The organism is Roseivirga echinicomitans (genome assembly GCF_001592935.1).
GTDB lineage: Bacteria > Bacteroidota > Bacteroidia > Cytophagales > Cyclobacteriaceae > Roseivirga > Roseivirga echinicomitans.
In genome coordinates this window covers 15,661-27,840 of sequence record NZ_LRDB01000004.1, presented here as the reverse complement: position 1 = coordinate 27,840, position 12,180 = coordinate 15,661, and the positions used below count along the sequence as shown (strand labels likewise).

Genomic DNA, 12,180 nt, shown 5'->3' with positions numbered 1-12,180 from the left:
TACTGATGAAAGCTATCTGTTAATAAGTAACATATTGTTAACCTTTCCTTTACGACTAAGATATACACACAATTTACCTTTAGGCTAATAAATAATCTCTTCATATATATTGGGTGTTTGTAAAAAAGGTCTGGTTTTCCACAGACTTTTTTTATGCAAAAAAACTGTTCAAAAGTTGGTTAAATCCTAACTTGCGGTCATTACTTTTGAACATATGCACGTAGCGATAGCAGGAAATATTGGCTCTGGAAAAACCACTTTAGCCCAGAAACTAGGTAAAGACTACAATTGGAATGTGGAACTGGAGTCTGTTGAGGACAATCCTTATCTAAAGGATTTTTATGAAGACATGAGTCGTTGGTCTTTCCATCTTCAGGTTTACTTTTTAAATAGCCGGTTTAAACAAATTTCTGTCATTCAGGAATCGATAAAAGGAACCATTCAAGACAGAACGATTTATGAGGATGCTCATATTTTTGCCGCCAACCTTAAACAATCAAAGCTTATCAGCGAAAGAGATTATGAGAATTACTTAGAACTATTTAAGTCCATGATTAAGTACGTGCAGCCGCCAGATCTGTTAATTTACCTTAAAGCAGATATCCCAAAGCTTGTGGGCAACATTCAGAAGCGAGGAAGGGATTACGAAGAGTTGATTAGAATCGAGTATTTAAAAAACCTCAATTCACATTATGAAAATTGGATCGGTGATTACGATATGGGTAAACTGCTTGTCATTGATGTCAACAGTCTTGATTTCGTAAACAATATAGAGGACTACTCCCTCATTGTAGAAAAAGTAAATATAGAAGTTAATGGACTTTTTAGTTAATAGTAGGGTAACATAGAATATTGAAAAATTCACTATATTGGTAATGAAATCGCTATAGAAACTCTACTTTTTAATTGAAACTTATACAGTCCTGGTATTCTACCGGGACATTTTTTTTGCCTCAACTCGAAAAAAGAGTCTTTTAAAACAAGTAACCTACGGCCAGAATTCCAACCCCAATAGCAGCCATCATCAACATTGGACGCCAAACAAATTTGAGCCACACATTATAAGGCACATTCACCATACTCAATGAAGGGAGGATAATTCCAGCTGGTGTAATGAACATCATAAGACCAAAACCAAACACATAGGCATTCACAATTTCTTCCGTAGGCACGCCCACCACATTGGCCAAAGCGCCCATGATTGGCATACTCACCAAGGCCAAACCAGATGAAGAGGAAATAAAGAAGGCCAACACAAAGAACACTAACATCAATACGGGCAAAAACACCAAGCCATCTACTCCGCTCACAATGTTGGAAGCATAGTTTAAGATGGTACCGGAAATCTGTCCATCGTTCATAATGATGGTGATGCCTCGTGCCACTCCAATGATCAACGCTACTCCGAGTAGGTCTCTTGCACCGTTAATAAAGGCATTCACAAAAGCATTTTCGCCCAAACGAATAATCAAGCCTAAAAACAAGGCGCTGACTAGAAACAAGGCTGTCATTTCTTCGAACCACCAACCCAAACTAGAAACGCCATACACCATGACAATGAAAGTCAAGCCGAAGAGCATTAATAGCAATTTCGTTTTGGCATTCAATTTCCCAACCCCTTCTGTTTTGTTCAGTGCTGAAAATGGCTGCTTAATATCCATGTGATACAAAAGCGACTGATTGGGATTCTCCTTTACCTTTTCAGCATAGCGCAGCACATAGGTAATCATAACTATTCCACCCAAAATAAACATGGCCAATCGACTGTAAATACCCAATGTCCAACTTACGCCAGCGGCATCCGAAGCAATTATGGTTTCAAAGGGATTGATCATAGCCCCCATTAAACCTATGCAAGAGCCACCATACAAGGCTGCGACAGGCACAATGAGGTCATAACCAGCAGCTAAAAATATGGGTACTAGAATGGGATAAAAAGCAATGGTTTCTTCTTGCATTCCAAAGGTTGTCCCCCCTATGGCCACTAAGGTCATTACTGCTACAATTAGCCACTTTTCCTGACCTTTCATTTTTTCTGAAAGCGAAGACAAACCTCGATCAAAGGCACCAGAGGCTGTAAACACACCAATGAACCCTCCGATAATCAATACAAAGAGAATAATATCAATCGACTCGTAGATTCCCTTAATCGGGGCATACACAATGGGCATTAAGCCTTGTGGACTCGGCTCCATTTTGTTGTAAGTATCTGGAATAGAAACAGGTTTTCTGATTTTACCCTCTTCAAATTTAGAGAGCTCCATTTTCAGGTTCAGGCTATCCAAAATTGATTGACTCGCTTTTAAGGAAACGGTAGTCTCCTTTCCTTCAATAATAAAATTACCAGCATCATAACTCAAAGTTGAGAAGCTTCCAGCTGGCATTAAAAAGGTGGCCACCGCACTTAGAATGATAATTATGTACAGTACTGTAAACGGATTAGGGAACTTGAATTTCTTCATAAGGCAAGATTAAAGGCTTTAAGTTAAGGAATTTGAAGGATTGATTTTCTACTCACAGAAATAGCTGCTTTCCGCTTTAAAATCTAAGCGAAGACAGGCTTTTCATTATTTCGCTTTCATTACATTTGTAGCATGGACGGAACCAATAGAACAGACATAACACCTGGCATTGAGGTAAATATTGTGCTTAAACAAGACCAAAGAAATGGGAACCTGACCCAAGGTGTAGTGAAAGATATTTTGACAAAATCTCCAAAGCACAGCCATGGCATAAAAGTGCGTTTAGAGGATGGCCAAGTGGGACGCGTAAAAGAAATACTAGAATGAAAACCGGGGCTGCCATCATTAGAAAGTGTGAAGCAAAGGATTTAACTCAGCTAAGTCAATTTGCACTTAAGACCTTCAAAGACACCTTTGAAAAAGACAACGCGCCCAAAGATTTCAATACCTATATAGAAAAGGCGATTACAGAAGAAAAACTAAGTCAAGAAATGGCCAATAAAGGTTCTAGCTTTTACTTTTTAGAGCTTGAAGGCCGGGTGATTGCCTATATAAAACTGAACCTCACTCCTTTTCAATCAGATATCAATGACCCGAAAAGTTTAGAGCTTGAGCGGGCCTATGTGGACATGAAATTCCATGGCCTAGGTTATGGGAAAATGCTTTTCGACTTTATCGTTCAACAGGCCAAGTTGCATCAAATTGAATACATCTGGTTAGGCGTTTGGGAGCGAAACGCAAAAGCTATTGCTTTTTATGAACAACTGGGATTTTACAAATTTGCAGAGCACCCTTTTAAGTTAGGCACAGCCAAGCAGAAGGATCATTTAATGCGCTGCGATTTGTCTTTGTCTTAAATCTTGGTTAATCTGAGTCAGCAAGTCTAAACCTAACATTTGAATGATGAAAGCCCTACTCTGCCATGAATTTGGTTCTACAGAAAACCTTAAATTAACTAATACGGAAAGCCCGAAACCCGAAAAAGGTCAGCTGGTCATTTCTGTGAAAGCATGCGGAGTTAATTTCCCTGACAGTCTTATCATTCAAAACAAGTATCAGTTTAAACCTGAATTACCTTTTGCACCAGGAGGCGAAGTAGCAGGCATTGTAAAAGAGGTAGGTGAAGGAATTGACCATTTAAAAGTGGGTGACCGTGTTTTCTCGTTGACAGGCTGGGGAGGTTTTGCTGAAGAAGTTTTAGCCGATGGCTATAAGACCCTGCCGATTCCCGAAGGAATGGATTTTATCACCGCTGCGACAACGATGTACACTTGTGGCACTTCACTTCACGCCTTAAAGCAAAGAGCACAGTTGAAAGAAGGCGAAACGCTTTTGGTATTGGGTGCGGCAGGTGGTGTAGGTTTAGCAGCAGTTCAAATCGGGAAGTTGATGGGCGCTAAAGTGATTGCCGCAGCTTCAACAGATGAAAAACTGACCTTATGTAAGGAAAAGGGAGCAGATGAAGTCATTAATTACAGCACTGAAGACCTTCGAGAGAGAATAAAAACACTGACAGACAACCGAGGTGTAGATGTTGTTTATGACCCCGTAGGTGATCATTTTTCAGAACCAGCCGTTCGTTCCTTGGCTTGGCAAGGACGTTATTTGGTCGTGGGTTTTGCAGGAGGAGCTCCTGCTTCCATTCCCTTAAATTTACCTCTACTGAAAGGCGCTTCCATTGTGGGCGTGTTTTGGGGAGCCTTTGCACAAAAACAACCCAAAGACAGTATGGCAAACTTTCGGCAGATCCTCGCTTGGATTAAAAACGGCCAGCTAAAGCAGCATATTCACCACCAATATCCACTGAGCGAAGGTGCTCAAGCCATTCAGGATTTAATGGAACGGAAGGTAATGGGCAAGAATGTGGTGGTAATTAAATAAAAGACTTTCACAGAAGATTTTCTGGGCTTACTAATTGCTAATCAAGATATTCCTACTTTTGCAAAAATATTTTCTTCATGGATAACTTTGAATCGCTTAATCTTTCTACTCCGCTTCGGAACGCCCTTGATGATCTGAATTTTGAAAAACCTACCCCTATTCAGGCAGAAGCTTTTCCAGTAGTCTTATCTGGAAAAGACTTGGTGGGTATTGCACAAACGGGTACAGGCAAGACCTTCGCTTACATGCTTCCTTCCCTTCGTGACCTGAAGTTCTCTAAACAGACCACACCACGGGTTTTGGTGGTTGTTCCTACTCGAGAACTTGTATTGCAGGTGGTAGAACAAACCAAGCTACTCACAAAATATATGAACGTCCGAACCCTTGGTGTTTATGGTGGGGTGAACATCAAAACGCACATGGCCCAAGCGCTTGAAGGCTGCGATATCGTGGTCGCCACTCCGGGTAGATTATATGATTTAGTGCTAAGCAAGGCACTTTCATTAAAGAGTATCAATAAACTAGTAATTGATGAAGTAGATGTGATGCTTGATTTGGGCTTTAGATTTCAACTTCAAAACATTTTCGATCTACTTCCTGAAAGAAGGCAGAACATAATGTTTTCCGCCACAATGACGGATGAGGTAGATGCGTTAATTACAGATTATTTTATCACTCCTTCCAAAATATCCATCGCGGTAAGTGGAACACCGCTCGAAAACATTTCGCAGCAGTGTTACCCAGTGCTTAACTTTTACACCAAGGCCAACCTACTCACCCACCTTTTAGAGGCCAAAGAAGAGTTTAAGAAGGTGTTGGTTTTTGTGGCCAACAAAAAGGTAGCCGACAGGCTCTATGAGTTATTGGAAGAAACTTTCATGTCGAAGGTTGGGGTGATTCATTCTAACAAATCACAGAATTACAGAATCAGGTCCATTGAAGAATTTGACCAAGGCACTACTCGAATTCTAGTAGCAACCGATGTAATTGCTCGTGGATTGGATTTAGACCAGATCACGCATGTCATCAACTTCGATACTCCGAACTTTGCCGAAAACTACATGCACCGAATTGGTCGAACTGGCCGTGCAGAACATCAAGGAAAAAGTATTCTGTTTTATACTGAAAAGGAAGAAAACGATAAAGAAGCCATTGAGCTTTTAATGGGTTACGAAATCCCAACCTTGGATTTCCCAGAAGAGGTAACCGTCAACAGAAGGATGACGCCTGAAGAAGAACCTGCGGTGATTGAAATCCATAAGAATCACAAGCAGTCAAAACATGAGCCTGGCCCAGCCTTTCATGAAAAGAAGGAGAAGAACCAAAAAGAAAACCTTGGGGGTTCTTACAAAAGAACCATCGAGGCCAAATACAAAAAGCCGAGAACAAGAGGAGATAAAAATCAAATCAAGAAAAATAAGAGAAAGTAAGCCCTTTGCTTAGCCACATTTCCTTTTCAGGAAAGATTATGTCCCTTTTTTCGTTAATGATTAAAAAACAGTACATTCAACGAAATTTAGAAATCATGGCCAAATCTCAAGACGCGAAAAAGTCTGCAAAAAAAGAGGCATTAAAAACGCCTAAAGAAAAGAAAGAAGCAAAAAGAGAAAAAAAGTCTAAAAAGACCTACGATTAAGTTGGCAACAGCTTAATCATCAGAGTAAAGCCTTTATGACTTTTATTCGATAAAATTAATCACAAAAAAACCGGAGTCTCCTCCGGTTTTTTTTATTCAATATCAGTTAGAAATGGCTTAGTTGGTTATAACACCACCTTTAGCACTATCTACTGTAATTTTGGCTTTCCCTTTGCCAGAAACAATCCAACGTAGGGTAACGATACCGTTACCTGGAATGCTTTCCAAAACCATTTTAGCTGGGTCTACTTTTTGTTCAGTACTAAGGTTTAAATCTAGATCCTGAACAATCATACCTGCTTGAACATCAACACCTGAGATGGTCACAAAATCAGGACGCTCAATTTTATACTTCAAATCTTGAGAAGCATGAGTAGGCATCATTCTATCATTTTTGATTACTACAGTAATCTCTCTAAGTCCTCCACCTAAGTCCTTCTCTGTTACTTTATCAATGCTTAGCAGTGGCATATGGTGCGCATGATATAATGCAAAGGCCATGTTTCTATGCAGCTCTTCTTCTAACATGAAGCCAGGAGTAGCTCTACCAAAGTTTTTCTTGAAACCACCGATTTCCACTTCACCATAAGTTGGGTGGTTATAAGTTGCCCAAGGGGTAAATGCATCGCCCGCCAATAACTCTTGATCAAAATCATAGCTTTGGTTACGGTCAGGGTTATTTGACTTATAATATGCAAAACTTGAGAAAATCTCATTGGTGAATGTGTAAATACCTCGGCTTCCATAGAACCAATCCAGCTCTCCACCAAAGACAGAATACAAATCTTTATATACTGTTAAGTAGCGGTATCCAGGAAGCATTTTCTGCCCTTTCATACCAATAGCATCGTAAATTCTAAGGTCAGCACGGTTGTACGTAGCTAAATCTTCTTCAGCCCCAGGGCCTCTTAAAATCATACCTCCAGAATTGTGGAAACTTTGCGCACCAGCAATATTTGGATGAGCTAAAACGAAATCAGCTACAGCACGGTTTTCAGGTGCACTGAATGGGTATTTTAATGCTCCACGCTGAATATAATCTGGTTGCCATTTCCAAGCCCAATCTCTGTTTGGATCATAAACACCTGGTCTGTCTTCATTCACTCTGCCGTCACCGTCATTGTCAATTCCTTCAGAACCTAACATTTCATAACGTTGAGCAGTAGTAATGTCATCCGGCCCTATTTGTAACATCTTTCGTGGATCAAGTGGATCTACGATAAAATCGCCATACTCACTTTTTCTACGCATGCTGGTTACAGAACCGTCACCATCTAAATCATCTAGACCATCTTCGTCTACTAAACCATCACGATCATCATCCAAAGGCATCATGCCCGAACGAGGAGAACTACCTGTGTTCGCTTCTTTCATGTAATTGTTTCTTGCATCAGGATTGATGGTTGGAACAATGTAGAAAATACGATTATCAAGCATGTCTGTAATGTAATCTACATCACCAAAGTTTTCAGTCAGGTACCAGGCCGTGTAAATAGAGATTTCCGCTCCTTGAATTTCATTCGAGTGAATGTTTCCATCTACATAAAAACCTGGTTTTCTGTCTGCCACTCCTTTTTTGTAATTGGTTACTTGAAGCATCCAAATATCACGACCTTCATAAGATTTCCCAATAGAAACACGTCTCACCAAATCAGGGTGTGCTGCTGCTATTTTCTTAGAAATTTCAGCTAATCCTTCCGCTGTATAATAACGGTTAAAGGCAATGTCAACTTTAGGATTGTGAGGAGAACCTGCTGCCCTAAAAACTTCATCAGCATTTTGTGCAAAACTGGTTGCCGGTAGTGTTAAACCTACCATGATTAAACCAGCGAATAAGTTTGATATATATCTTTTCATCGGTTTTATTATTTAAGGTTTACAGTTACGTTATCAACACCCGCATGTGGAGCGCCAGCTTCAATTTGAACTGATCCGTTTCCTTTTACAAGCCAAGTAAATTGTTGTGACCCATCACCATCAAGGTTATTTATGGTCATAATTCTTCGGCCAGAAATCACTTCTTGATCCTTACCAAGCTTCACTTCAACTCTTATTGGCATTAACCAACGAGAACGAGTTCCCATTTGCGTATGAGTTGGCAGTGTACCCGCATTGTAAACATCTACCGTAATTCTTGTCATTCCTTTACCAACGGCTTCAGACTTAAGATTCACCAATTTAACATCGGCTTGCATTCCTACTAATTCAACAATAAAATCATTGTTCTTTTTAGAAGCATCGCCTACCATTGACATTGGAGGATTGTTCATTTTGAATGGCGCAATACCTCCTACTTCTACTTTTTGATTTGGGAAATCAGGGTGACTGATCTCTTTCCAATCAACGAAATAGTTGCTTAGGTTTTCCTGTGCTGCCCATCTTAAGAAGTTCACTTCTTGGTTTTTGTCTTTATTAGCAACTCCTCCTTCTTCATCTTTTACAGTAGGTGCCCACCATCCTGGTGTACCCACGCTCAATCTTCCGAAGTGGAAATAAGCCCACTGCAAGAAATCACCACCTTGTTCTCCAGAAGCAGGTGCATTTTTCATTCCTGTCGTTTTATTATATGCATCAGAAATAAATTTATTCAAATCAGCATCTTCGCTCAAAATACTGGTTACTACTCTTTTTGAAGCACCAGCACGGTTGAATTTCCATGGGCTCGCAAGGTTATTTCCAGGGCCAAAAGTAAATACTGAATATAGGTTCCACTTAGTATAAAGGAAATCTAGTAGAGCTCTATTTTCTTTTTCAGAAACAGAATGCTCACCAGCTCCAGCTTCGAAGTATGGAAACTCATAAGTTAAATTCTTTCTGAAGTGGATTCCACCTTCGCCATCTTCATTAAAGCTGCCGTCTTTGTCGTTATCTCTTCCTTCTGTAAATATCTTGTATTTACCTTTTTCACCTTCGCCTTTATTGGCTTTGATCATCACACGGCTATCTGCAGGGTGAGTAATCCAGTCACCTGTTGCATCTTCAACACGCATCCAAGTAATGATTCCGTCTCCGTTCAAATCATCGAATGGATCTTCGTTGAGTTTCCCATCACGGTCATCATCTGTTTGTTTTGCATTGCCACTTCTTTCGTATTTCAATTTTGCGAAATACTGCTCAGTAGCATCAGGGCTCATGTTTGGGAAAACATAAAAAGTAGTTTTCTCTAAAACATTCGCATTATCCTTCACAATACCTTCAGCAAAACGAACGGCCATCTCTACTCCGAGAACATGTGCTCCTTCTACCCCACCGACAACGGCCATAGCTGGTTTGCTATCTACATCGCCTTTACCAAGAGTAAGCATCCAAATGTCTTTCCCTCCATCGGTTTTTGTGATTGATTCTAGTTTTACATCGGGTGAAGACCCGGCCAACTGCTTCAGCCTTTGTTCAAGCTGATTAGCGTTGTTGTAGTCTTGGGCTTGAAGAGAAACACTAAAAAGAAATAGTGCCCCCAATACCCATTTTTTGACTTTCTGGTTCATAGGCTAATTAATAGTTTGTTCAATTAAACCATGAGTTTAAGGAAAAAATGGTGTTGAAAAAATCGAGGATTACTAAAGGCATTCAATTCCTCTGTTGAATGGTATCTGATCGGGTTAGATGGAAGACATAAAAAAGAACCCAAAATCACTTCTGGGTTCTCAAACATAATAGCATTCTTTATCAAATTGAATAAGCTAGAATGTCATAGTTGAAAAAATATACTGGTTGAGGTTATTATGTTCAATCTACTACTTCTGTATTACCTTCAATTGGTATTGTTGTGAATAACCCATTTCTGTTGTGGATGACTTACAGCATAAGGAACTCCTCAAACTCTTCTATATTCAAAAAACTTCATTCAATAAAAAATATAGAAACAAGGGTCTATTCACTACTTTAGATGATTATTAATTTCTTAAAAGCACGAACTACTTAGTATTGAGAAATCTTTTTCCATATAGCTATCTGATAATTTCGCTCTGTTTCACGATAATTATAAATGCACAGGAGTCGCAGCTTTCTACCAGAGATTTCCAGCAACACTTTGACCAAGCCAAGAAACTGAGCCGGGCCAATCTATACTCAGAGAGCATAGAGGAACTCACCAAATCCATAAAATTAGCACAGCTAAATTATTTAGAAAAGGAAGAGATTCAGGCCACTATTTTTTTGGCAGAAACTTTAAGAAAAACAAGGGATTACGACAAAGGGGCAGCATTACTTTTAAGATTGAAAAACACTGAGAAATATCCCCTTGAACATGTCAAAAAGCTAGGACGGCTTGCAGCAATATATCACGAATCAAGCTTTGATGACCGACAACAGACCGTAGACTCGGTAAGTAAATACATTAACCTTGGGCTTGAATTTGCCGATAGTTATGACTTTGAAATTGAAAAAGCATTATTAAAAAACGAGTTCGGTCATTTAATCGGAGGTAGTGACGCACTACCTTATCACTTAGAAGCTGCACAGCTTTTTTTGAAAAATAACGATAGACACAACTATGTTGGTGCAATGACCAAAGTCCTAAATATTTATCAGAACACAATTCATGATCATGACAAGGCTGATTCAATTATACAAATACTTTTAAAGGAAACAGGAGGTAAAAATTGGCATACCGCAGAAGTAGAGCTTTTCAATATTATTGCCTATCAATACATTTTAAAGTCTGGCGACTCCCTCAACTATTTTAAATGGAAGGACAAAGCGAACAAGTCCTTAATTAAGTATAGCGCAGCAATTGGTTCTGAAAGGCTCGATAATTTTAGAGTTCAGCAAGAAACACTGAACTTTCAAAATGAAGCCATAAATGCTCAACTAGCATTAACACAACAAGAAATACGTACAAGAAATCTTTTTATTTACCTCTCTATTTTAATAGTTATCATACTTAGCATAGCTATTCTTTTTTACAGGGAATTGATATTAAGGAACAAACTCAAAGTCATGAATCAGCAGCTCGAAACGGCCAATAAACAATATCAAATGCTAATGATCGAAAGCAACCACCGAATAAAAAACAACTTACAAATGGTGATATCAATGTTCGAGTTTGCCGAGACTACTCCAAATGTGAATGACCTGACTGTTATAAAACGGATGTCTAGAAAGATTCAAACAATCAGTGCCTTGCACAAACACCTTTATGCAGACGTTCACAATGAAAAGGTGAGCCTAGAAATATATTTTAACGAAATCATTAAGCTCTATTCTGATTTATCAACCACTCACTTTATCATCTCACATCAATTTGAAAACGCGGAGATTCGTAGCCAGCGAATTGTTTATTTTGGGCTAATTTTTAACGAAATGCTCTCCAACACAATGGAACACTCGAAAGCAGCAGCTAAACAAGCTCATATAGAAATTTCTAAAGACAATGAGATATTTACTTTTTATTACAAGGACAATTCACCCTGGGACCTTAATTATAAGGAAGGGACCGGTAGCGTATTGATTAGACAATTAGTTGAAAGAGTGGGTGGGTTCGATTTTCTTTTCGATCCTAAAAACGGTCAGTTTAATTTTTCATTTCATGTTTAAAGCCAAAATTGTCATTATAGAAGATGAGTTTTTTGCCGCGACACACTTAAAAAAACTGGTGTCACAGCATAATTTTTGGGTGGTAGGGATTTATCATAGTGGCGAGGATTTTCTCAAAGAAACCGATTGGGAGTTTGATGCGGCCATTGTTGATATTTTTCTTTCTTCAAAGGTAACAGGGTTAGACCTAGGGCCTAAACTTACGGAACATCAAAAGCCTTTTGTTTTCATAACCGCCAACAAAGACAAAGAGACATTAAAGGCTGCTGCCCGCCTAGCACCCGCTGCTTATATTAGTAAACCTTTCCATGAGGTAGATGTTACTGCCGCATTGGAGATCATTGCTCATAAACTACCTGAAACACTTAAAATCCGTACTGCTAATGGTGTTGAATATATTAATCCAAACGATATAGTTTATGTAAAGTCAGATGGGGTCTATATTGAAATACATACCCCCCAACATCACTTTATACAGAGAAAGCTCCTAAAGGAAATTGAAAACGAGCTTCCTTCATTGTTTTTACGGGTGCACAGGTCTTATTTAGTAAACAGTCAGTATGTGCTCCAGTTTTCAGCAAATCATCTAAGCTTAAAGGGGCATAAAATCCCCATTTCAAGAAGCTATAAAGACAATATTGAAAGGTTTCTCAATTCACAGTAACC

11 protein-coding genes are annotated in these 12,180 nt (G+C 39.2%); 8 read left to right on the top strand and 3 right to left on the bottom strand.

Annotation, left to right across the window (positions count from 1 at the left end; all coding sequences use genetic code 11):
- Positions 1–214 precede the first annotated feature (214 nt).
- Positions 215–832 carry a deoxynucleoside kinase gene (locus AWN68_RS06240; protein ID WP_068412875.1) on the top strand — a complete coding sequence of 206 codons (618 nt, stop codon included), beginning with the start codon at positions 215–217 and terminating at the stop codon, positions 830–832.
- Between the two features lie 142 nt (positions 833–974).
- Here AWN68_RS06240 and AWN68_RS06235 read toward each other — a convergent pair whose 3' ends face one another.
- On the bottom strand, positions 975–2,462 hold the full coding sequence (locus AWN68_RS06235) for a YfcC family protein (RefSeq protein ID WP_068412872.1): 1,488 nt from the start codon (positions 2,460–2,462) through the stop codon (positions 975–977).
- Between the two features lie 132 nt (positions 2,463–2,594).
- On the opposite strand from AWN68_RS06235, the gene AWN68_RS06230 reads away from it, so the two are divergent.
- From AWN68_RS06230 to AWN68_RS18900, 5 genes are all read left to right on the top strand, one after another.
- On the top strand, positions 2,595–2,789 hold the full coding sequence (locus AWN68_RS06230) for a YwbE family protein (RefSeq protein WP_068412869.1): 195 nt from the start codon (positions 2,595–2,597) through the stop codon (positions 2,787–2,789).
- Complete coding sequence (locus AWN68_RS06225) at positions 2,786–3,319, top strand: GNAT family N-acetyltransferase (protein ID WP_068412868.1); 534 nt, start codon at positions 2,786–2,788, stop codon at positions 3,317–3,319. Before AWN68_RS06230 ends, AWN68_RS06225 begins: the two co-directional genes overlap by 4 nt.
- A 43-nt stretch (positions 3,320–3,362) precedes the next feature.
- Complete coding sequence (locus AWN68_RS06220; RefSeq protein ID WP_317038919.1) at positions 3,363–4,343, top strand: NADPH:quinone oxidoreductase family protein; 981 nt, start codon at positions 3,363–3,365, stop codon at positions 4,341–4,343.
- Positions 4,344–4,420: 77 nt separating this feature from the next.
- The gene (locus AWN68_RS06215) at positions 4,421–5,773 is read left to right on the top strand and encodes a DEAD/DEAH box helicase (RefSeq protein ID WP_068412865.1); all 1,353 of its coding nucleotides are present in this window, start codon (positions 4,421–4,423) and stop codon (positions 5,771–5,773) included.
- A gap of 56 nt (positions 5,774–5,829) precedes the next feature.
- Positions 5,830–5,979, top strand: a complete 150-nt coding sequence (locus AWN68_RS18900; protein ID WP_172796042.1) for a hypothetical protein — start codon at positions 5,830–5,832, stop codon at positions 5,977–5,979.
- A 117-nt stretch (positions 5,980–6,096) separates the two neighbouring features.
- On the opposite strand, the gene AWN68_RS06210 is transcribed toward AWN68_RS18900, so the two are convergent.
- The gene (locus AWN68_RS06210) at positions 6,097–7,836 is read right to left on the bottom strand and encodes a M14 family metallopeptidase (RefSeq protein ID WP_068412864.1); all 1,740 of its coding nucleotides are present in this window, start codon (positions 7,834–7,836) and stop codon (positions 6,097–6,099) included.
- Positions 7,837–7,844: 8 nt separating this feature from the next.
- Positions 7,845–9,464 (bottom strand): M14 family metallopeptidase, encoded by a 1,620-nt coding sequence (locus tag AWN68_RS06205; protein ID WP_068412862.1) that lies wholly within the window; start codon positions 9,462–9,464, stop codon positions 7,845–7,847.
- 439 nt (positions 9,465–9,903) lie between these two features.
- Between AWN68_RS06205 and AWN68_RS06200 the strand changes: the two genes are divergently transcribed.
- Both AWN68_RS06200 and AWN68_RS06195 read left to right on the top strand, forming a co-directional pair.
- The gene (locus AWN68_RS06200) at positions 9,904–11,514 is read left to right on the top strand and encodes a sensor histidine kinase (protein ID WP_068412860.1); all 1,611 of its coding nucleotides are present in this window, start codon (positions 9,904–9,906) and stop codon (positions 11,512–11,514) included.
- Positions 11,507–12,178, top strand: coding sequence for a LytR/AlgR family response regulator transcription factor (locus tag AWN68_RS06195; RefSeq protein ID WP_068412854.1), 672 nt, complete (start codon positions 11,507–11,509; stop codon positions 12,176–12,178). The genes AWN68_RS06200 and AWN68_RS06195 overlap by 8 nt, the downstream gene beginning before the upstream one ends.
- Positions 12,179–12,180 lie beyond the last annotated feature (2 nt).

Excerpts from the sequence above, each read along its gene's own strand:
- AWN68_RS06240 (WP_068412875.1), top strand. The coding sequence starts at position 215 with ATGCACGTAGCGATAGCAGGAAATATTGGCTCTGGAAAAACCACTTTA.
- AWN68_RS06235 (WP_068412872.1), bottom strand. The coding sequence starts at position 2,462 with ATGAAGAAATTCAAGTTCCCTAATCCGTTTACAGTACTGTACATAATT.
- AWN68_RS06230 (WP_068412869.1), top strand. The coding sequence starts at position 2,595 with ATGGACGGAACCAATAGAACAGACATAACACCTGGCATTGAGGTAAAT.
- AWN68_RS06225 (WP_068412868.1), top strand. The coding sequence starts at position 2,786 with ATGAAAACCGGGGCTGCCATCATTAGAAAGTGTGAAGCAAAGGATTTA.
- AWN68_RS06220 (WP_317038919.1), top strand. The coding sequence starts at position 3,363 with ATGATGAAAGCCCTACTCTGCCATGAATTTGGTTCTACAGAAAACCTT.
- AWN68_RS06215 (WP_068412865.1), top strand. The coding sequence starts at position 4,421 with ATGGATAACTTTGAATCGCTTAATCTTTCTACTCCGCTTCGGAACGCC.
- AWN68_RS18900 (WP_172796042.1), top strand. The coding sequence starts at position 5,830 with ATGATTAAAAAACAGTACATTCAACGAAATTTAGAAATCATGGCCAAA.
- AWN68_RS06210 (WP_068412864.1), bottom strand. The coding sequence starts at position 7,836 with ATGAAAAGATATATATCAAACTTATTCGCTGGTTTAATCATGGTAGGT.
- AWN68_RS06205 (WP_068412862.1), bottom strand. The coding sequence starts at position 9,464 with ATGAACCAGAAAGTCAAAAAATGGGTATTGGGGGCACTATTTCTTTTT.
- AWN68_RS06195 (WP_068412854.1), top strand. The coding sequence starts at position 11,507 with ATGTTTAAAGCCAAAATTGTCATTATAGAAGATGAGTTTTTTGCCGCG.